The organism is Amycolatopsis sp. NPDC003731, from assembly GCF_053586895.1.
Genome location: NZ_JBSFNC010000020.1, coordinates 34,904 through 55,984, shown reverse-complemented (window position 1 = coordinate 55,984; position 21,081 = coordinate 34,904). Strand labels below are relative to the sequence as shown.

The window sequence follows — 21,081 nt, the reverse complement described above, 5'->3', positions numbered from 1 at the left end:
CGCTCGGGAACATTCCTGTTAAATCGCCGGTGGGGGTATTCGGCGGCGGCTTGTCCGGATCGGCGAAGCGAACGTCCGGGTCCCTCAGCTTTACCGGCGGGATAAGCGCCGGGGGTCCCCGGGAAACGCCGGACCCGACGGACGGCGTGGTCCGGATCGGCCAGTGCGTGCAGGTCCACCAGGCGGGATGGCTTGCGCCGTCCGGCGGCGCGTGCCGGGTGGACCACGTCCCGAACCGGTCCACTCCCGGCAGGACCGGGTATTGGTCGTGGCCCGTGTCCGGGGCGGGAACGTGACGGCGACGTTAAATTCTTGCACCTTCGGCCTGGTCGCTCCCGAATTTTCTGAACCATGGCGATGAAATCGCGGTGGGTTGTTGACGGCACGGAAGGAACCCGCTTAAGTACTCCCCGTTACCCTTCACCCTTTCGTGCGTAGCGGGAGTTCCCATGCGTCTCTCGAAAGACGACTCCGTGCCGGCCGGGCTGGTCGTCGCCGTGTCGCCGCTGCGATGGCCGTCGGCACGCGGCGTCGCCGCCGCCGCACGCGGGGGCGGGCTCGGCGTGCTCGACCTCACGGCCGGAGGCACCGCGGCCGCGGACGAGCTCGCACTGCTCGGCGAATGGGGCGTCCCGGCGTTCGGGGTCCGGCTGGCCGGTCCGGCGGACCTGCCCGACGCCGTGACCACCGTGCTGCTGACCGAAGACGCCGAGTGCGCCCCGCGGGACTTCCCGGGACGGCGAGTGCTGGCCGAGGTCACCTCCCGCGCCGCGGCCGGCCGGGCCGTCGCCGCCGGCGCCCACGGCCTGATCGCCCGCGGCCACGAAAGCGGCGGCCGGGTCGGGGAACTGAGCACCTTCGTGCTGCTGCAGGCCCTGCTCGCCGACGACACCCTGGACATCCCGGTGTGGGCCGCGGGCGGCATCGGGCCGCACACCGCCGCGGCCGCCGTCGCCGGTGGCGCGGCCGGCGTCGTCGTCGACACCCAGCTGGCCCTGCTCCCGGAAGCCGAACTGCCGTCGGCCCTGACCACCGCCGTCACCGGGCTCGACGGCTCGGAAACGACCGTCACCGACGGCGTCCGCGTGCTGGCCCGCCGCGGCATCGAACCCCTGGAAGCCGGCCAGGACGTCTTCCTCGCCACCCGGTTCCGCGACCGCTGGGGCACGGTGACCGCGGCGGTGCGCGGCCTGGCCGACGCCGTCGGCGAGGCCCTCCGCCTGCCGGACGCGGTGCTGGGCCCCGGCAGCGCGGGCAGCCGCGCGCTCGGCACGGCCCTGCCGGTCGCCCAGGGCCCGATGACCCGGGTCAGCGACCAGCCCGCCTTCGCGGCCGCGGTCGCCGCGGGCGGCGCGCTGCCGTTCATCGCGCTGGCCCTGTCCGGCCCGGAACAGACCCGCGACGTGCTGGACCGGACCCGCGCGGCCGTGGGCGGCGCACCCTGGGGCGTCGGCGTCCTCGGGTTCGCCGCCGACGACGTCAAGGCCGCGCAGCTGGCCGTCATCCGCGAACTCCGGCCGACGCACGCGATCATCGCCGGCGGCCGGCCCGCGCAGGCCGTGGCGCTGGAAGAGGCCGGCATCGCCACCTTCCTGCACGTGCCCTCGCCGGGGCTGCTGAAGCAGTTCCTCGAAGCGGGCGCCCGCAAGTTCGTCTTCGAAGGCTCCGAATGCGGCGGTCACGTCGGACCGCGCACCAGCTTCCCGTTGTGGGAGGCCCAGCTCGGCGTCCTCGCCGACTTCCTCGCGGCCACCCCGGACGCGGCCACGGACCTGCAGCTGCTGTTCGCCGGCGGCATCCACGACGAACGCTCGGCCGCGATGGTGGCGGCCCTCGCCGCCCCGGTGGCCGCGCGCGGTGCGGCGATCGGCGTGCTGATGGGCACCGCCTACCTCTTCACGCGCGAGGCCGTCGACGCGGGTGCCGTGCTCCCGCTGTTCCAGCGCAGCCTGCTCGAAGCCGAGCACACCGACCTCCTCGAGACCGCGCCGGGCCACGCCACCCGCTGCGTGCGCAGCCCGTTCACCGAGGAGTACGCGGCGATCAAGGCGGATCTCGCCGAGCGCGGCGTGCCGAGCCGCGACGCCTGGGAGCGGCTGGAAACGCTCAACGTCGGGCGGCTTCGCCTGGCGAGCAAGGGCATCGAGCGCGTGGGCGCCGAGCTGCGGGACGTCGGCGAAGACCGTCAGCTCGCCGAAGGCATGTTCATGGCCGGCGAAGTCGCCGTCCTGCGCTCGGCCGTCACCACGATCGCCGGCCTGCACCACTCGGTCGGCGAAGGCGCCAACGCGTTCCTGCGGGCGCGGGCGGCCGAGTTCGGCGTCACCGAGACCGAACCGGGCGCGCCGGCGCCGCTGGACATCGCGATCGTCGGCATGGCGTGCATGTTCCCGCAGGCCCCGGACCTGGCCGCGTTCTGGGCGAACGTGCTGGCCGGCACCGACGCGGTCACCGAGGTGCCCCCGCAGCGCTGGGACACCTCCCTCTATTACGACCCCGAGGGCCAGGGGGAGCGGACGCCGTCGCGCTGGGGCGGGTTCCTGCCCGAGATCGGCTTCGACCCGCTGAAGTACGGCATTCCGCCGTCGTCGCTGGCCAGCATCGAGCCCGTGCAGCTGCTCGCCTTGGAAGCCGCGCACCGCGCGCTGGCCGACGCGGGCTACGCCGACCGCGCGTTCGACCGGGCCCGGACGTCGGTCGTGTTCGGCGCCGAAGCGGGCAGCGACCTGTCGAACGCGATGACCCTGCGGTCCGTGCTGCCGTCCTACCTCGGCGAACTCCCGTCCGAACTGGACGAACGGCTGCCGAAGATCACCGAGGACTCCTTCCCGGGCGTGCTCGCGAACGTCATCGCCGGGCGCATCGCCAACCGGCTCGACCTGGGCGGGGCCAACTACACCGTCGACGCCGCGTGCGCGTCCTCGCTGACCGCGGTCGACGTCGCCTGCAAGGAACTGACCGCCGGCACCAGCGACCTCGTCCTGTGCGGGGGCGCGGACCTGCACAACGGCATCAACGACTACCTCCTGTTCGCCTCGGCGCACGCGCTTTCGCCGACCGGGCGGTCGGCGACGTTCGACAACGCGGCCGACGGCATCGCGCTCGGCGAAGGCGTCGCCTGCCTCGCCCTGAAGCGCCTCGCCGACGCCGAACGCGACGGTGACCGCGTGTACGCCGTGATCAAGGGCGTCGGCGCGGCTTCGGACGGCCGCGCGCTGGGGTTGACGGCGCCGCGGCCCGAGGGGCAGCACACCGCGCTGACCCGCGCCTACCGCAACGCCGGTGTCTCGCCCGCGCGCGTCGGGCTGGTCGAGGCGCACGGGACCGGCACCGTCGTCGGCGACCGGACCGAGCTGGGCACGCTGACCAAGGTGTTCACCGAGGCCGGCGCCGCCCCCGGGGCGTGCACGATCGGCTCGGTGAAGTCCCAGATCGGGCACACCAAGTGCGCCGCGGGCCTGGCCGGGCTGATCAAGGCCGCCCTCTCCGTGCACACCGGCGTCAAACCGCCGACGCTGCACCTCGCGGCACCGAACCCGGCCTGGGACCCGGCGACCAGCCCGTTCGTCTTCCAGTCGGCCGCGCAGCCGTGGACCGCGCCACCGGCCGAGCGGCTGGCCGGGGTCAGCGCGTTCGGCTTCGGCGGCACCAACTTCCACGTCGTGCTCGCCGCCCACGACGGCGTCCCGCCCGCGCAAGCCGCCGACGAGTGGCCGGCGGAACTGTTCACCTTCGCGACGGAGGCGGCGGCGCGGGATCTGCTGGCCCTGGCTTCGGAGGCCCCTTCGCCGTGGCGGCTGCGGGACCTGGCCCTCGCGGCGGCCCAGCGGGCGCAGGGACGTCCGGCCCGCCTGGCCGTCGTCGCGTCCACTGTGGACGAATTGACCGGACTGCTGCGGCAGGCACTGGACGGGCACGACGCCCCAGGCGTGTTCCGCGCGGACGACACCGTGGCGGGCGAGGTCGCGGTGCTGTTCCCCGGCCAGGGCAGCCAGCGGCCGGGCATGTTCGCCGAGCTGTTCGTCACCTTCCCCGAGCTGCAGCGCTACCTGCGGCTCGACCCGGCGACGGCCGAGGTCGTCTTCGGCCCGGCGGTGTTCGGGGAGCCGGCGCGGCGGGACCGCGTCGAGCGGGTCACCGACACGCGCGTCGCCCAGCCCGCGCTCGGGATGGCCGGGCTGGCCGCGTTCCGGCTGCTGACCCGGGCCGGCGTGCGGCCCGGGATGCTGGGCGGCCACAGCTACGGCGAACTGACGGCTCTGGCCGCGGCGGGCGCCTTCACGCCGGAAGGGCTGGTGCACGCGAGCCACGTCCGGGCGGCGGCGATCCTCGACGCGGTTCCCGCCGACGACCCGGGCGCGATGGCCGCGGTGTCGGCGTCCGCCGCCGAGGTTCTCGCGGTCCTCGGGGAATCGCCGGTCGTGCTGGCGAACCACAACTCGCCCAAGCAGACGGTGATTTCCGGGCCGACAGCCGACGTCGAGACCGCGGTCGGGCAGCTGCGGGCCGCCGGGCTGGGCGCGAAGCGGATCCAGGTGGCGTGCGCGTTCCACAGCTCGCTGGTGGCGCCGGCGGGGGAGACGTTCGGCCGGGCCCTGGAGGCGATCGGCGTCGTGCGGCCCGCGGTTGCGGTGTACGGCAACCGGACGGCCGGGCCCTACCCGCAGGAGCCGGACGCGATCCGCGGCGAGCTGGCCGCCCAAGTGGGCTCGCCGGTCCGGTTCGTGGAGCAGGTCGAGGCGATGTACGCGGCCGGGGCCCGGGTGTTCGTCGAGGCCGGGCCCGGTGCCGTGCTGGCCAAGCAGGTCGCCGCCATCCTCGGCGACCGGCCGCACCGGACGGTCGGGTTCGAGCAGCCGGGCCGCCGCGGCCTGCCGGGCTTCCTCGGCGCGCTGGCGCAGCTGGCGGTGTCCGGAGTGCCGCTCGAGACGGGCTGGCTGTTCCGCGGGCGTGACGCGGTGGACGCATTCGTGGCGCCGCGGCCGAAGCGTCCCGGGTGGACGGTCGACGGCCACCTCCTCCGCGCGGCGGACGGCACCATCCCGGCGGGCGCCCTCCGCCCGGCGGAGCGGGTCTCGTTCGGGGTGTCGGCCGCGGCTCCGCCGGCGGCGACGTCGGAGGCGATGGTCGCGGACTTCCTGCGCACGAGCCGCGAGATGATCGCCGCCCAGCGCGACGTCCTGTTGGGCTTCCTCGGCACGGACGCTCCGTTGCCTTCCCCGGTCCCGGTCATCGAACAACAGCCCGCGGCGGTGGCGCCGGTCGCGCTGCCGAAGTCCGCTTCGGTGCTGGAGACGGTGGTCGAGGTGATCGGGGAACGGACGGGTTATCCGGTGGAGATGATCGAGCCGGACCTCGATCTGGAAGCCGATTTGAGCGTGGATTCGATCAAGCGGGCGGAGATCGCGGGTGAGCTGGCGTCCCGGCTCGGGCTCGCCGGCGGTGACGTGGAGGAGTTCGCGAAGGCGCGCACGGCGGCGGCGATCGCGGCGCTGATCGGCCCCGCGCCGGCCCCGGAGACCGCTTCGGTACTGGAGACGGTGGTGGCGGTGATCGGGGAGCGGACGGGTTATCCGGTGGAGATGATCGAGCCGGACCTCGATCTGGAAGCCGATCTGAGCGTGGACTCCATCAAGCGCGCCGAGATCGCCGGGGAACTGGCGACGCGCTTGAACCTCGACCCAGGTGGCGACGTCGAGGAACTGGCCAAGGCCCGCACCGCCGCGGCGATCGCCGACCTCATCGACGGCGAACGTCCCCCAGTGGCGTCGGACGCCACATCGGGGCGCTCGGAGCCGGCCGAGCCCGCGCCGCTCATCGTGGCGCCGAAACGCCTGGTCATGGCCGAAGCCGACCTGCCACCCGCCGAGACGCCCGACGTCACCGGGCGGAAGTTCCTGCTTCTCGGCGGGGGGCCGCTCGCCGAGGCCGTCCACACTCACCTCACCGGGCTCGGCGCGACGGCCGAGGTCGCCGACGAGGTCCGTGCCGGGTTCGACGGGGTCCTCTTCCTCCCCGGCACCGCGCTGCCCGCCGCCTTCCCGCAGTACCAGGCCGCCCTCGCGACGAACCCGTCCTGGCTGCTCACCGCCGGGCCCGGCGAAGGCCTGCGCGGCTTCCACCGCAGCCTCGCCCGCGAATACCCCGCCACCCTCACCCGCGTGGTCGAGCTGTTCCCGGACGAAACACCCGAAAACCAAGCCACCGCACTGATCCAAGAACTGTCCACAGCAGACCGCGAACCCGTCGTCGTCCGTGACGGCAACGCTCGCAGGGGTTTCCGGATGACCGAACAGGACCTCGGCCCGCTCGCCACCAACGGCGCGGGCCCGGCCGGCGACGGCGCCGCCGAAGCCGCCGCCATCGGCCTGACCCGGGACTCGGTCGTCCTGCTCGTCGGCGGCGCCAAGGGCATCACCGCCCGGTTCGCCACCACCCTCGCCGCGGCCGCCGGGTGCCGGATCGAACTGCTCGGCCGGACACCCGTGCCCGCCCACCACGACGAACACCCGCAGGCCACGACGGCCCAAGACCTCCGAGCCGCGCTCATCGGATCCGGCTCGAAGAGCCCCGCCGAGATCGAACGTGCCGTCCGCCGGATCCTGGGTGAACGCGAGGTCCGGCAGACCCTGGCCAAGCTCGAAGCCCTCGGCAGCCCGGCGCGCTACCAGTCGGTCGACATGCTCGACGCCGAAGCCGTGCACCGCGCGGTCAAGGAGATCCACGCCGAGCACGGCCGGCTCGACGGCATCGTCTACGCGGCCGGCGTCATCGAGGACAAGCTCGTCGCCGAGAAGACGCCCGAGTCGTTCGAGCGCGTCTACGGCACCAAGGTCGACGGCGCCCGCACCCTCCTCGAAGCGACCGCCGACCTGCCCGAAGAGCCCGCTTTCGTCGTCCTGTTCGGCAGCATCGCCGCCACGCTCGGCAACCGCGGCCAGTCCGACTACGCCGCCGCGAACGACGCCCTCGAGACGCTCGGCCGCCAGTGGCCGGCCGGGCGGGCGGTGACCGTCCACTGGGGACCGTGGGCCCCGACCGGTGAGCACGACGGCATGGTCACGCCCGAACTCATGCGCGACTACGCCCGCCGCGGCATCGCGCTGATCGACCCGGAGGAGGGCACCCTCGGCCTGCTGCGCGAGCTGGCCTGGGGCCGTCCGGGCACCGGCGCCGTCGTCCACACCGCCTCGGGCTGGTGACCGGCATGCGCGTGGCCATCGTCGGGATGTCGGTCCTGCTGCCCGGCGCCCCCGACCTGGTGAGCTACTGGCGCAACCTCGCGGGCGGCGTCGACGCGATCACCGAGGTGCCGCCGGGCAAGTGGGACCACGCGCACTACGCGCCGGACGAGCAGCGCCGGGCCGACCGGGTCTACTGCCGGCGCGGCGGGTTCGTCGACGAACTGGCCGAAGTGGACGTCACCGGCTTCGGGATCATGCCGAAGTCCGTGCCCGCCACCGAGCCCGACCAGCTGATCGCGCTGCGCGTAGCGGCGCAGGCCGTCGCCGACGCCGGTGGCCCGGACCGCCTGCCCGCTGACCGCGCGAAGGTCGGCGTCGTGCTGGGCCGCGGCGGGTACCTGACGCCCGGGCTGGTCCGGCTCGACCAGCGGGTCCGCACCGCGAGCCAGCTCGTCCGCACCCTCGGCGAGCTCATGCCCGACCTCGACGCCGACCGGCTCGACGCCGTCCGCCAGGCCTTCACCGACCAGCTCGGCCCCGAGGCACCCGAATCCGCGATCGGGCTGGTGCCGAACCTGGCCGCGTCGCGGCTGGCCAACCGCCTCGACCTGCGCGGCCCGGCCTACACGGTGGACGCCGCGTGCGCGTCCTCGCTGATCGCCGTCGACCACGCCGTGCGGGAGCTGGCCACCGGCCGGTGCGACGTCGTCCTCGCCGGCGGGGTGCACCACTGCCACGACATCACCTTCTGGAGCGTGTTCACCCAGCTCGGCGCGCTGTCACCGTCGGAGCGGATCCGGCCGTTCCACCGCGACGCCGACGGGGTGCTGATCGGCGAAGGCACCGGCGTCGTCGTCCTCAAGCGCCTCGAAGACGCCCAGCGCGACGGCGACCGCGTCTACGCCGTGATCACCGGGACCGGCGTCGCCTCCGACGGCCGGACCGCGAGCCTGGCCAGCCCCGACTCCGGTGGCCAGGTCCGGGCCGTCCGCCAGGCGTGGGCCGCGGCCGGCCTCGATCCGGCCGCCCCGGACTCCATCGGCCTGCTGGAGGCGCACGGCACCGCGACCCCGGCCGGCGACGCCGCGGAACTCACCACGCTGAAAGAGGTGTTCGGAAGCGCAGGCTCTGCCGTTCTGGGCTCGGTCAAGTCGATGATCGGCCACACGATGCCCGCGGCCGGGATCGCCGGGCTGGTCAAGGCGGCCTTGGCCGTGCACCACGGCGTCCTGCTGCCCACGCTGCACTGCGACGACCCGCACCCGGAGCTGGCCAAGACCCGCTTTTCCACGCTGGCCGCCGCCGCGCCGTGGGACGCGCCGGTGCGCCGCGCCGCGGTCAACGCGTTCGGCTTCGGCGGGATCAACGCCCACGTCGTCCTCGAACAGGCCCCGGGCCGCGCGAAACCGGTCGTGGTGCGCGAGCCCGAGCGCGTGCTGCGGCTGGCCGCGCCGACCCTCGACGCGCTGCGCGAGGCGTTCGACCGGCCCGGGCCGCCGGAAACCGGGCGCGGCCCGGTCCGGCTCGGCATCGTCGACCCGACCGGGAAACGGCTGGCCCTGGCCCGGAAGGTCCTGGCGCGCGGCCGGGCCTGGCGCGGCCGCAACGACGTCTGGTTCGCCGACCGCCCCCTGCTCGGGCCGGGCGGCGGCAAGATCGCGTTCCTCTTCCCCGGCCTGGAGTCGGAACTCACGCTCGACTGCGGCGACGTCGCCCGTCACTTCGGTCTGCCCTGGAAGCACGCGGACGTCGAGGTCGGCGACGTCGGGCGGCAGGGTGCGGCGGTGTTCGAGCTGGGCCGGCTGCTGCACGGCGCCCTCGGCCGGCTCGGTGTCACGCCGGACGCCGTCGCCGGGCACAGCCTGGGCGAATGGACGGCGATGGCCGTCGCCGGCGTCTACGCCGAAGAAGAGGTCGACACCTTCCTCGCCGGGTTCGACCCGGACGCGCTCGTCGTCCCCGGTCTCGCCTTCGCCGCGATCGGCGCGTCCGCGCCGCGGGTGACCGAAGAGCTGGCCGAGCGGGCGGACGTCGTCCTCTCCCACGACAATTCCCCGAACCAGGCCATGATCTGCGGGCCGGAAGCGGCGGTCGGCGCGCTCGTGGAGCGGTTCCGCGACGCCGGGATCGTGGCGCAGGTGCTGCCGTTCCGCTCGGGCTTCCACACCCCGATGCTGCGGCCGTACCTGGACCCGATCCGGGCGGCGGCCGAGCGGTTCACGCTGCACCCGCCCGCCCTGCCGCTCTGGTCGGCGACCACGGTGTCCGAATACCCGGCGGGTGCGGCCGGGATCCGCGAGCTGTTCGTGCGCCACCTGCTGCAGCCGGTCCGGTTCCGCCCGCTCGTGCGGGCCCTGTACGACGCCGGGTTCCGCGCGTTCGTCCAGGTGGGCGCCGGGCAGCTCGGCTCGCTGGTCGGCGACACCCTGCACGGCGAGGAACACCTGGTCGTGGCCGCGCACTCGGCGCAACGACCCGGGCTCGCGCAGCTGCGCCGGGTCGCGACCGCGCTGTGGGCCGACGGTCTCGACGTCGACTTCGCGCGCCTGCCCGGCGAACGCCCGGCCGCGCCCAAGGCGGTCAAGCTCGATCTCGGCGGCCGCCTGATCTCCCTGGACGACCAGGTCCGCGCGCGGATCGCGCTGCCGGCCGCCCGGAAGGCAGGCGTGGACGACCTGGCCGCGAAGGGCCCGCTCGCCGCGGAGTTCGCCGCCCTGCTGGCCGACACCGCCGAGCTGGCGTCCACCGTGCTCGCCGGCCCGGCGCGCCGCCTCCCGGCACCGCGGGCACTCGACACCACCCTCACCGTGTCGCTCGAAACGATGCCGTACCTGCTCGACCACTGTTTCTTCAAACAGCCACCCCAAGCCGACCCGGGCGATCGCTGGCCGGTCGTCCCGGCGACCACGGTGATCGACCACCTCATGCGGTTCGCCGAGCAGGCCGCGCCCGGACGGCAGGCGGTCGCCGTGCACGACGTGCGGCTCAGCCAGTGGATCACCGCGGTTCCGGCGGTCACCGTGCCGGTGCGCGTCCGGCCGCACGGCCCGGACCGGGTGCACGCGGCCATCACCGGCTACTCCCAGGCCGTCGTCGAACTCGCCCCGCAGTACCCGGCCGCCGCACCGGCGCCGTGGCGGTTCCCGGCGTCGGCCGAGAAGGTGCCCGAGACCACGGCGGCCCAGCTGTACGACGAGCGGTGGATGTTCCACGGGCCGCGCTTCCAGGGCGTCACCGAGCTGACCGCCATCGGCGACCGGCACGTGCGGGCCGTGCTGACCACCCCGGCCGCGCCCGGCGCGCTGCTCGACAACGTCGGCCAGGTGCTCGGCTACTGGATCATGTCCCGGCTGCCCGAACGGACCACCGTCTTCCCGGTCGCCATGCGCGAAATCCGGTTCCACGGGCCGCACCCGGCCCCGGGCGAGCGCCTGGAGTGCCTGGTCCGGATCACCGGGCTGACCGGCGAGTTCCTCGACGCGGACATGCAGCTCGTCCACGACGGCCGGGTCTGGGCCGAGTTCGCCGGCTGGCGCGACCGGCGGTTCGACAGCACGGCGCACATCCGGCAGGCCGACCGGACGCCGGAGCGTTCGACGCTGTCGCACGAGCAGCCGGGCGGCTGGGCCCTGGTGCGCGAGCAGTGGCCCGACCTGGCCACCCGCGAGCTGATCATGCGCAACTACCTCGCCGGCCCCGAACGCGACGCCTACGACCGCCGTCCGCCGCGCGGGCGGCGCCAGTGGCTGCTCGGCCGGATCGCGGCCAAGGACGCGGTCCGCCAGTTCCTCTGGGCCCGCGGCGAACCCGAGATGTTCCCCGCCGAACTGCGGATCGGCAACGACGAGAGCGGCCGGCCGTTCGCGGCCGGCGCCTACGGCCGGGAGCTGCCCCCGGTGACGATTTCCGTGGCGCACCGCGCCGAAGCCGGGGTGTCGATCGCCCGGTTCGGGCCGTGCGGCATCGACATCGAAGAGGTGGCCCCGCGCGCGGAGTCCACTGTGGAGGCCGCGCTCGGCCCGGGCGAGCTGGCGTTGTTCGCGAGCCTGCCGGGCGATCCGGAGCAGTGGTTCGCCCGGTTCTGGACGGCGAAGGAGGCCGTCGCGAAACTGCGCGGCACCGGCTTGCGCGGGGAACCCCGGGACTTCGAGGTCGTCGCGGCGGCCCCGGAAGAGCTGACCGTCCGCGTCGCGGGCCGCGCGTACCGCGTGTGCTGTGCCGACGTCGAGAACCCGCCCGGTGCGCCGCCGCGCCGCTACGTCGTCGCCTGGACCGAAGAGACGAAGGAGACTGCCGGATGAGCATCGAGACCACGGCCGCGAACGAGGTGACCGTGCTCGCCCAGCTCAGCGGAATGCTGCGCGAGCTGCTCGAGGAGTACGGGCTGGACGGGGAAGACACTGCGGAAATCACCATGGAGACGACGTTCCACGACGATCTCGAGCTGGAGAGCGTCGACCTGGTGGCGCTGTCCGGGCAGCTGCGCGAGCACTACGGGGACCGCGTCAACTTCGCCACCTTCATCGCCGAGCGCGACCTGGACGAGATCATCGCGCTGACCGTGGGCGAGCTCGTCCGGTACATCGTCGCTTCCCTGCGGGCGACGGCGTGACCCGGATCCGCGCGGGCGAGCTGGACGTGCACGTCCAGCGGCTCACCCCGGACGTTCCCCTGGACGGGGACGCGCCGATCGTGGTGTGCGTCCACGGGCTGCTGACCGACAGCCTGGCCAGCTACTACTTCACGCTCGGCCCGGCCTTCGCCGAGCGCGGCCTCGACGTGCTGATGTACGACCTGCGCGGGCACGGCCGGACGACCCGCCCGGCGTCCGGGTACCGGCTGGAGCGGTTCGTCGACGACCTCGTCGCGGTCCTCGACGCCTGCGACGTCACCCGGCCCGTCCACGTCGTCGGCAACTCCTTCGGCGCTTCGGTGGCGCTCGGGCTGGCCGCCGCCCGGCCCGACCGGGTGGCCAGCGTGGTCGTGCTCGAAGGCGAACCACCGACCGAGGAGTGGACCCGGCACATGGCCGACGGGCTCGCCGACGCCAAGACCCGGCTGGCGATCGACGAGGTGATCGGCTGGATCGCCGACCACCACGGCGCGCACACCGCCCGGCTGTCCAAGGCCGCGAACAAGATCCTGCAGACCACCACGATCGCCGAGGACATCCCGCGCAGCGCCACGATCGCGGCGGACCTTTCGGCGGTGCGCTGCCCGGTGTTCGCGATCTTCGGTGGCGATTCGGGGCTGGCGGCGCAGGTGCCGCACTTCGAGACGCACCTCGAAGGCCGCTGCGTCGTGCTGCCCGAGCAGGGGCATTCGGTGCTGGTCGAGCGGACCGCGGAGGTCATCGAGCTGATCTCGGACTGGGTCCGTGACACCGCGCGCACGCAGGCGCGGGTGCGGTAGTGGCCCGGTTCCTCTTCGTCGTCCCGCCCCTGGTGGGGCACGTCAACCCGGCTGTCGGCGTGGCGGCCGAGCTCACCGCGCGCGGCCACGAGGTCGCCTGGGCGGGCCACGGCGAACTGCTGTGGCAGCTGGCCGGCCCGGAGGCGCTGGTGTTCTCCTGCGCCGCGGGAGACCTGCCCGTGCGCCCGGCCGACCTGAAGGGCCCGGCGGCGCTGCGCTTCCTGTGGCAGGACTTCCTCGTCCCGCTGGCGGACGCGATGGCCCCCGGCGTGGCCGCGGCGCTCGATGCCTTCGAGCCGCACGTCGTGGTCGCCGACCAGCAGGCCCTCGCCGGTGGCCTGCTCGCCGAAGCCGCCGGCCTGCCGTGGGTCACGTCGGCGACGACGTCGGCCGAGCTCGTCGACCCCCTGGCCGGGATGCCGAAGATCGGGGCGTGGGTCGGCGAGCTGCTCGACGGGCTCCGCGCGCGGATCGCCGGCGGCCGGGGCGGGGCGGACCCGCGGTTCTCACCGCACGGCGTCCTCGCCTTCACCACCCGAGAACTGCTCGGCGCGGCCACCCTGCCCGCGGCGGTCCGGCTCGTCGGGCCCGCCCTCGGCGCCCGGCCGTCCACACCGGACTTCCCGTGGGAGTGGCTCGACCCGCTGCGGCCGACCGTCCTGGTCTCCCTGGGGACGGCGAACACGTCCGCGGGCGCCGGGTTCCTGGCGGCGACGGCGGAGGCGTTCGCCGGGACGAGCGTGCGCGCGGTGATCGCCGACCCGGGCGGCGTGCTCGGCGACGTCCCGCCGAACGTCCTGGTGCGCCCGAGCGTCCCGCAGCTGCCGCTGCTGTCCCGGGTCGACGCCGTGCTGTGCCACGCGGGCCACAACACGGTCTGCGAAACGCTGTGGCACGGCCTGCCGCTGGTGGTCGCGCCGATCCGCGACGACCAGCCGGTCGTGGCGGCCCAGGTGGTCGCGGCGGGCGCGGGCGTCCGCCTGCGGTTCGGCCGCGCGGACGCACCCCGCATCGCGGCGGCGGTCGAGGAGGTCCTGACGGAACCGTCGTACCGCCGCGCGGCCGAGGTCGTGGCGGCCTCGTTCCACGCGGCCGGCGGAAGCGCGGCGGCCGCCGCGCACCTGGAGCAGCTGGCGTTGGAGAGCCTGGCGCACCTTTCCCGCTGAAGCCGTGATTTACAGCGGAAAACAGGGCCGTTACCGTGGTCGGGATGACTCTTTGCGAGTGTCGTCCCGAGGACGTTCCCGAGCTCGTCGCGTCGGCCGCGGCGTTGTTCGCCGAGGACGGTGGGCAGCACGACCCGTTCATGGACACGGGCTGGCCCGCACGCGAAGGCGAGGCCTACTACGCGGGCCTCGTCGAGAACCCGGAGTGCCTGTGCCTGCTGGCCGGCGGGGGCGCAGGCCACCTGATCGGGCGGTTGCGCCGGCCGGACCCATTGCGGCCGGACGCGGTGACGGCCGTGCTCGAGAGCATGCGCGTCGCTCCGGACCGCCGTCGCGAGGGAGTGGGCAGCGCGCTGGTGGCCGCATTTCTGGCCTGGGCACGGGAGCGCGGCGCGAACGAAATGACCGTGCAGGCGTACGCGCAGAACGCCGGTGCACTCGATTTCTACCGCGCGCACGGGTTCCGCCCGTTTCTGGTGTCCTTGACGCGCAGCTGAGCCGGTCCCGCGTCACACTGGAGGCCATGGGCTTCCTGGACGGGCGGGCCGTGGTGATCACCGGTGCCGGACGCGGGCTGGGGCGGGCGTTCGCGCGGCACGCGGCCGCGAGCGGCGCCGCGGTCGTCGTCAACGACGTCGACGGCGAACCGGCCTGCGAGACCGTGGAGGCGATCGTGGCCGACGGCGGTACCGCGGCGGCGAGCGTCGGCTCGGTGGCCGACCCGGACTACGCCCGGTCGCTGATCAGCCTGTGCTGCAGCCGGTTCGGGGCGCTGGACGGGCTCGTCAACAACGCCGCCGTCGGTTACCACGCGCCGCCGTGGGAGGACGACGACGCCGAGCGGACCCGCACACTGGTCGAGACCAACGTGCTCGGCCCGTTCCACTGTGGCACCGCGGCCGCGAAAGTCATGTGCGCCCGGGGCCGCGGTGTCATCGTCAACGTGACGTCGGGGTCGATGATCGGCCAGCGCCGCGCCGCCGCGTACTCGGCGTCGAAGGGCGCGGTGGCGTCGATGACCTACTCGTGGGCCTCGGACCTGGCGGAGCACGGCGTGCGCGTCAACGCCGTCAGCCCGATCGCCTGGACCCGGCTGATGGCCGCCGACCCGAACGGGAACCGCGACGCACCACCGCCCGAACGGGTGGCGCCGCTGGTGACCTACCTGCTCAGCGACCTCTCGGCCGGCGTCACCGGGCAGGTGCTGCGGCTCGCCGACGGGCACCTGCACGCCGTCCGCCAGCCCGCGATCATCCGGCCCGTCCTGCACCGGGAAACCTGGACGGTGGAGGAGATCGCCGCGGCCGTCGAACGCGAGCTCGTCCTCGAATCGCCGCTGCGGGAGCGCTGGACCCTTTGAGGGACAAGGACCACCGGAACGGGTGGCTATCCACAGTGGACGCCTCCTACTAGCTTGGGGGGATGACGGCCACCGCGGAGGTCACCCCGGGCGCGGCGGCGCCGCCGGCGCTCAGCCGCGGCCGGGTCAACGCCGTGTTCGGTGCGGTGCTGCTCGGCATGCTGCTGGCGGCGCTGGACCAGACCATCGTCGGCACGGCGCTGCCGACCATCGTCGGCGACCTCGGGGGCGCCGGGCACCTGTCCTGGGTGGTGACGTCCTACCTGCTGGCCGAGACGATCATGACGGTGGTCGTCGGCAAGCTCGGCGACCTGTTCGGCCGCAAGCTGATGTTCCAGCTGTCGGTGATCGTGTTCGGCATCGGCTCGTTCTGCGCCGGGTTCGCCGACAGCATGGTCTGGCTGATCGTCTGGCGCGCGGTGCAGGGCCTGGGCGGCGGCGGGCTGATGGTCACCTCGACCGCGCTGATCGCCGACGTCGTCCCGCTGCGCGAGCGCGGCAAGTACCAGGGCGTGCTCGGCTCGGTGTTCGGCGTGGTGACCGTGGCCGGCCCGATGCTCGGCGGCTTCTTCGTCGACCACCTGTCGTGGCGCTGGGCGTTCTACGTCAACATCCCGCTGGTCCTCGTGGTGCTCGTGGTGGCGTCCTCGGCGATGCCGAACGCGCGCGCGGCGGTCAAGCCGGTCATCGACTACCTCGGCATCCTGCTCATCGGCCTCGCCGCGACCGGCTTGACCCTGGTGACGAGCTGGGGCGGCACGCAGTACGCGTGGGGCTCGCCGACCATCATCGGGATGGCGCTCGGCTCGGTCGTGCTGCTCGCGGCGTTCGTCTTCGTGGAGCTGCGGGCGAAGGAACCGATGCTGCCGATGCGGCTGTTCCGCAACCCGGTGTTCACCGTCGGCGGGATCATGAGCTTCGTCGTCGGCTTCGCGATGCTCGGCGCGCTGTCGTACCTGCCGACGTACATGCAGTACGTCCAGGGCACGTCCGCGACGACGTCCGGGGTCCGGTTGCTGCCGATGGTGCTGGCCCTGCTGGTGGCCTCGATCGCCGCGGGCAACGCGGTGAGCCGCACCGGGCGGTACAAGATCTTCCCGCTGGCCGGGGCGGCGGGCATGACGATCGGGCTGTACCTGCTGTCGCGGCTGGACACCGGCACCGGGTTCTGGGAGGCGTCGGCGTACATGGCCGTGCTGGGCCTCGGCATCGGGCTCGGCATGCAGGTCCTGACCATCGCGGTGCAGAACACGGTGGACTACGCCGACCTCGGCGTCGCGACCTCGGGCGTGACGTTCCTGCGCTCGATCGGCAGCTCGTTCGGCGCGGCTATCTTCGGCACGGTGTACGCGAACCAGCTGACGCCCAAGCTGGCCGCCCTCCCGGTACCGCCGGGGGTGGACCCGCGGGCGCTGCAGGTACCCACGGCGTTGCACGCGCTGCCTTCGTCGGTGTCGGCGCCGGTGATCCGCGCGTACAGCGACTCGCTGCACGTGGTGTTCCTCGCGGCGGCGCCGGTGGGCTTGGTGGCGCTGGTCCTGGCGTTCTTCCTGAAGGAGGTTCCGCTGCGCGACACGGCTCGGGCGGCGGCGCCGGACCTGGGCGACGGTTTCGCGATGCCGGAGGCCCGCACCGACGACCGCGAGCTGGAGCGGGCGGTGGCGACCCTGTTCTTCCGCGAGCGCCGCCAGGTGGCGCCGTCGATCATCGAGCGCGCCGGGGGAGACCTGGACGAGGGCGGGATGTGGTGCCTGCTGCAGGTCCACCTGCGTCGCCGCCGCGGTGAGCCGGCCACGTTGCCGGCGATCGGCTCGTACTTCGGCGTGCCGGCGCAGGTGCTGGAGCCGGCGTTCAACCGCCTGGAGCTGACGGGCCACCTGCGGTACACCCGGGACGGCTGGGAGCTGACGGCCGGGGGCCGCGCCGAGTTCGGCAAGGTGGTCCAGGCCTGGCACGACTGGCTGGCCGACCGCCTCGGCGACTGGGGGCCGGGTGACCGAGCCGAACTGGACGCGGCGATCGGCCGGGTCGCGGCCCGCCTGATGGACCAGAGCGCGGAGTCCCGCGCCTCCGGGCGGCACGCCCTCGCTTGACGTGCCGCGCCGGGCGTCAGCGGCGCCAGAAGTCGTGCGGGGTGCGGCCCGGCCGGAAGCCGCACGATTCCACCAGGGTTGCCGCCTGCTCGAAGCCGTGGCCGACCAGGCCCGGCTCGTGGGCGTCGCTGCCGAACGACACCGCCTCGCCGCCCACCTCGAACCACCACCGGACCACCTCGCCCGGCAACGGCACCTTCGTGTTGACCTCCAGCGCTCGGCCGCTCGCCCGCAACGCGCGCAGCACCGTCCGGAACTCCTCCTCGAAGTCCGCCGCCACGAACGGGGGGCCTTCGGCCGGCCATGGGCGCAGGGCGTAGTCGATGTGGGCCAGCACCGCGAAGTCCGCCGTCGACTCGACCAGGCCCAGCACCTCGCCCAGGTACGCCCGCAGCAGCTCGCCCGGCGGCCGGCCCGAGACCACCGTCAGCTCCTGGTGGTGCTCGCCGTCCGGCAGGGAGTGCACCGAGCCCAGGACGCGGTCGAAGTCGTGGGCCGCCAGGAGGGCGTCGGCGCGGGGGCGGTGCCAGTGCGGCTCGCTCAGCTCGACGCCCGACAGGATCCGCAGGTCGGGAAACCGCGCGCGGCACTCTTCGACGCACGCCAGGTACCCCGCGACGTCCAGGTCCGGCGGCTCCAGGACGCCGTCCGCGCGCAGGCGCACCCGGAAGTGGTCCGGCAGCAGCGGCCGGACCGGCTCCGGGATCAGCCACGGGGTCAGGTCCGCGTGCTCGGTGAACGCCACCGACGGCAGGCCCAGCTCGATCGCCCGCTCGCACGAGCCGATCATCGAACCGGTGACCGTGTCCCAGGACCATTCGGTGTGGACGTGCCCGTCCGTCGGGAGGCTCACCACGCCGATTGTGCACCACCGCCTTCCTCCCGCCGCCGCCCTTCGCGCCGCTGTACCGTCATGCCATGGCGTCCAAGGCTGTGGAGCTCGAGGTCGGCCCGCACACCGTGCGGATCTCCAACCCGGACCGGGTCTACTTCCCGGCTCGGGGTGAGACGAAGCTCGACCTGGTCAACTACTACCTCTCGGTGGGCGACGGCATCGTCAACGCCCTGCGCGAGCGGCCCTGCATGCTGCACCGGTTCCCGTCCGGGGTGGCCGGGGAAAAGGTGCACCAGAAGCGGGTGCCGAACGGTGCTCCGCCGTGGCTGGAGACGGTCCGGGTGACTTTTCCGCGGTACAACCGGCACGCGGACGAGCTGTGCGTCACCGAGCTGGCGCACGTCGCGTGGGCGGTGCAGATGGCCACTGTGGAGTTCCACCCGTGGAACTCGCGGCGGGCCGATACCGAGAAGCCGGACGAGTGGCGGATCGATCTCGACCCGATGCCCGATTGTGGTTACGACCGGGTGCGGCGGGTTGCCCACGTGGCGCACGAGATTCTCGACGAGCTCGGTGCGGTGGGCTTTCCCAAGACCTCCGGTGGCCGGGGGCTGCACATCTACGTCCGGATCGAGCCGCGGTGGGGTTTTGCCGATGTCCGGCGGGCTGCGCTGGCCTTCGCCCATGAGGTCGAACGGCGGGCGCCGGACGACGTCACCACCACCTGGTGGCGGAAGGACCGGGATCCGCGGTTGCTCTTCGTCGACTACAACCAGAACGCCCGGGATCACACGATCGCCAGTGCCTACTCGGTTCGCGGAAATCCTGAAGGGACGGTTTCGACGCCGGTTCGGTGGTCGGAGATCGATGATGCCGAGCCGGGGGATTTCACGATCGCCACTGTTCCGGGCCGGTTCGCCGAGGTGGGTGATCTTCATGCCGGGATCGATGATGCGGTCTTCTCGCTTGAACCCTTGCTCGAGTGGGCTGATCGGGATGGTGTCGAGGCGCCTGATCCGGAGTGATTCCCGGGTCGTTGCCGGAGGTCTGGGTTCCTTGGTGCTTGGGTTGTGCGTGCTGCTTCGGTTTTGGTGCGGTCAGTCGATGCGCTCGATGATTGTTGCGTTGGCGAGGCCTCCTGCCTCGCACATCGTCTGCAAGCCGTAGCGGCCGCCCGTTTGCTCCAGGACCGACAGCAGTGTTGTGGCCAGCCTTGCTCCGCTGCCTCCCAAGGGGTGGCCCAGGGCTATGGCTCCTCCGTTGACGTTCACCTTCGCCAGGTCCGCTCCGGTCTCGTGCTGCCAGGCCAGGACCACACTGGCGAATGCCTCGTTGACCTCGAATGCGTCGATGTCCGACACCTTCAGGCCTGCCTTGGCCAGGACCTTGTTCGTGGCCGGGATGATGCCCGTCAGCATCAGGAGGGGGTCGTCGCCCGCTACCGCGAAACTGTGGATTCGGGCTCGGGGCTTCAGGCCCAGTGCCGCTGCCGCCTCGGCGCTCGTGATCAGCAATGCTGCCGCGCCGTCGTTGATCGGGGAAGAATTGCCCGCCGTCACCTGCCAGGCCAGCTGGGGGAAGCGCTGCTCCCAGACATCCGCCCGGAAGGCCGGCTTCAAGCCCGCGAGAACCTCCGTTGTGGTGCCCGGCCGGACCGTCTCGTCGGTGGTGACCTCCCGCAGCGTGCCGTCCGGTCCCGGTGCCTTCAGCGGGGCCACCTCGGCCGCGAACTTCCCGTCCGCCCACGCCTTCGCCGCCCGCTGGTGGCTTTGCGCCGAGAACTCGTCCAGCTGTGCCCGGGTGAAGCCCCACTTCGCGGCGATCAGCTCCGCGCTGATGCCCTGTGGGACCAGGCCGTCCGGATAGCGGGCCGCCACCTGGGGGCCGAACGGGTCGCGGCCCGCCACCTGGCTGCCCATCGGGACGCGGCTCATCGACTCGACACCCGAGGCGATCACCACGTCGTACGCGCCCGCGATCACGCCCTGGGCCGCGAAGTGGACGGCCTGCTGGCTGCTGCCGCACTGGCGGTCGACCGTCACCGCCGGGACCGACTCCGGGAGCCCGGCCGCCAGCGCCGCCCAGCGGGCCGTGTTCATGCTCTGCTCGCCGATCTGGCCCACCGCGCCGCTGATCACGTCGTCGATGCGGGCCGGGTCCACGCCCGTGCGCTCGACCAGCGACCGCAAGGCGTGGGCGTGCAGGTCCACCGGGTGCACCCCGGCCAGTGTCCCGTTCGGCTTGCCCTTGCCGATCGGGGTTCGTACCGCGTCGACGATCACCGCGTCCGTCATGGCGTCTGCCTCCTCGCAGATCGGGGGTCCCTCCGGTATACGCCCGGTCGGTTGGAATCCACAACTCAGCTGTTCGCCACGTCACATGCGGTTGACGTGCTAGGTTGGATTTTCAATCCCGTGGAGGTGGCATGGTCCGGCGTGGTCGCGAATGCTCGGTCGCCGAGGCGCTGGAGATTGTCGGCGAACGGTGGAGCCTGCTCGCGCTGCGCGAGATCATGCTGGGGGAGCGGCGGTTCAACCAGATCGCCGAGAACACCGGCGCGAGCCGGGACATCCTGGCCGCGCGGCTGCGCAAGCTCGTCGACGCCGGCGTCCTCGAGAAGGTCCAGTACGAAGCCCACCCGCCGCGCCACGAGTACCACCCGACCGAAGCCGGCCGCGCACTGCAGCCCGTCCTGCTCGGCCTGATGGCCTGGGGCGACAAGTACGTCCACCAGGGCGAACCGCCCACCCTCTGGCGCCACGCCTGCGGTGAAGTGCTCGAGCCGGCCACCGTCTGCGCCCACTGCGGCGGCCCGGTCGACGCCCCGGGCACCCACGCGATCAGGCTCGGCGCCGTGCACGCCTGAACCAAGCCGGAACGGCCTCCTCGCATCCCCCGCGAGGAGGCCTTTTTGCTGCGCGGGCGTTGACTTGTGGCCCCGGTCACTGTAACTCTTGAACGAATCAGTGCAAGAACCTGACAGATGACCGGCAGATCGCGGCAGACGTCAGGAAGATTCCGGTTTCGCTCC

12 protein-coding genes are annotated in these 21,081 nt (G+C 73.3%); 10 read left to right on the top strand and 2 right to left on the bottom strand.

Features of this window, described 5'->3' with window-relative positions:
• Positions 1 to 449: 449 nt before the first annotated feature.
• The 8 genes from ACWDN5_RS11390 (at position 450) to ACWDN5_RS11355 (ending at position 17,215) form a co-directional block, all read left to right on the top strand.
• Positions 450 to 7,202 carry an SDR family NAD(P)-dependent oxidoreductase gene (locus tag ACWDN5_RS11390; RefSeq protein WP_449676118.1) on the top strand — a complete coding sequence of 2,251 codons (6,753 nt, stop codon included), beginning with the start codon at positions 450 to 452 and terminating at the stop codon, positions 7,200 to 7,202.
• 5 nt (positions 7,203 to 7,207) lie between these two features.
• Complete coding sequence (locus tag ACWDN5_RS11385; RefSeq protein WP_449676117.1) at positions 7,208 to 11,485, top strand: beta-ketoacyl synthase N-terminal-like domain-containing protein; 4,278 nt, start codon at positions 7,208 to 7,210, stop codon at positions 11,483 to 11,485.
• Positions 11,482 to 11,796: an acyl carrier protein gene (locus ACWDN5_RS11380; RefSeq protein ID WP_310972761.1), complete on the top strand. Its 315-nt coding sequence runs from the start codon at positions 11,482 to 11,484 to the stop codon at positions 11,794 to 11,796. The genes ACWDN5_RS11385 and ACWDN5_RS11380 overlap by 4 nt, the downstream gene beginning before the upstream one ends.
• Positions 11,793 to 12,596, top strand: a complete 804-nt coding sequence (locus ACWDN5_RS11375) for an alpha/beta fold hydrolase (RefSeq protein ID WP_449676116.1) — start codon at positions 11,793 to 11,795, stop codon at positions 12,594 to 12,596. The genes ACWDN5_RS11380 and ACWDN5_RS11375 overlap by 4 nt, the downstream gene beginning before the upstream one ends.
• Positions 12,596 to 13,762, top strand: a complete 1,167-nt coding sequence (locus ACWDN5_RS11370) for a glycosyltransferase (protein ID WP_449676115.1) — start codon at positions 12,596 to 12,598, stop codon at positions 13,760 to 13,762. Before ACWDN5_RS11375 ends, ACWDN5_RS11370 begins: the two co-directional genes overlap by 1 nt.
• A gap of 44 nt (positions 13,763 to 13,806) precedes the next feature.
• Entirely contained in the window at positions 13,807 to 14,259 is a 453-nt protein-coding gene (locus tag ACWDN5_RS11365) for a GNAT family N-acetyltransferase (RefSeq protein WP_449676113.1), read from the top strand.
• Positions 14,260 to 14,285: 26 nt separating this feature from the next.
• Positions 14,286 to 15,122 (top strand): SDR family NAD(P)-dependent oxidoreductase, encoded by an 837-nt coding sequence (locus ACWDN5_RS11360; RefSeq protein ID WP_449676112.1) that lies wholly within the window; start codon positions 14,286 to 14,288, stop codon positions 15,120 to 15,122.
• Between the two features lie 62 nt (positions 15,123 to 15,184).
• Complete coding sequence (locus ACWDN5_RS11355) at positions 15,185 to 17,215, top strand: DHA2 family efflux MFS transporter permease subunit (protein ID WP_449676110.1); 2,031 nt, start codon at positions 15,185 to 15,187, stop codon at positions 17,213 to 17,215.
• Between the two features lie 16 nt (positions 17,216 to 17,231).
• Here the strand turns inward: ACWDN5_RS11355 and ACWDN5_RS11350 are convergent, their stop codons facing one another.
• Entirely contained in the window at positions 17,232 to 18,068 is an 837-nt protein-coding gene (locus ACWDN5_RS11350; RefSeq protein ID WP_449676108.1) for a PHP domain-containing protein, read from the bottom strand.
• Between the two features lie 65 nt (positions 18,069 to 18,133).
• Here ACWDN5_RS11350 and ligD point away from each other — a divergent pair, with 65 nt between their 5' ends.
• Positions 18,134 to 19,075 carry a non-homologous end-joining DNA ligase gene (gene ligD / locus ACWDN5_RS11345; RefSeq protein WP_449676107.1) on the top strand — a complete coding sequence of 314 codons (942 nt, stop codon included), beginning with the start codon at positions 18,134 to 18,136 and terminating at the stop codon, positions 19,073 to 19,075.
• A 72-nt stretch (positions 19,076 to 19,147) separates the two neighbouring features.
• Here the strand turns inward: ligD and ACWDN5_RS11340 are convergent, their stop codons facing one another.
• On the bottom strand, positions 19,148 to 20,344 hold the full coding sequence (locus ACWDN5_RS11340; RefSeq protein WP_449676106.1) for a thiolase family protein: 1,197 nt from the start codon (positions 20,342 to 20,344) through the stop codon (positions 19,148 to 19,150).
• 131 nt (positions 20,345 to 20,475) lie between these two features.
• Here ACWDN5_RS11340 and ACWDN5_RS11335 point away from each other — a divergent pair, with 131 nt between their 5' ends.
• Complete coding sequence (locus ACWDN5_RS11335; protein ID WP_310972752.1) at positions 20,476 to 20,916, top strand: winged helix-turn-helix transcriptional regulator; 441 nt, start codon at positions 20,476 to 20,478, stop codon at positions 20,914 to 20,916.
• Positions 20,917 to 21,081 lie beyond the last annotated feature (165 nt).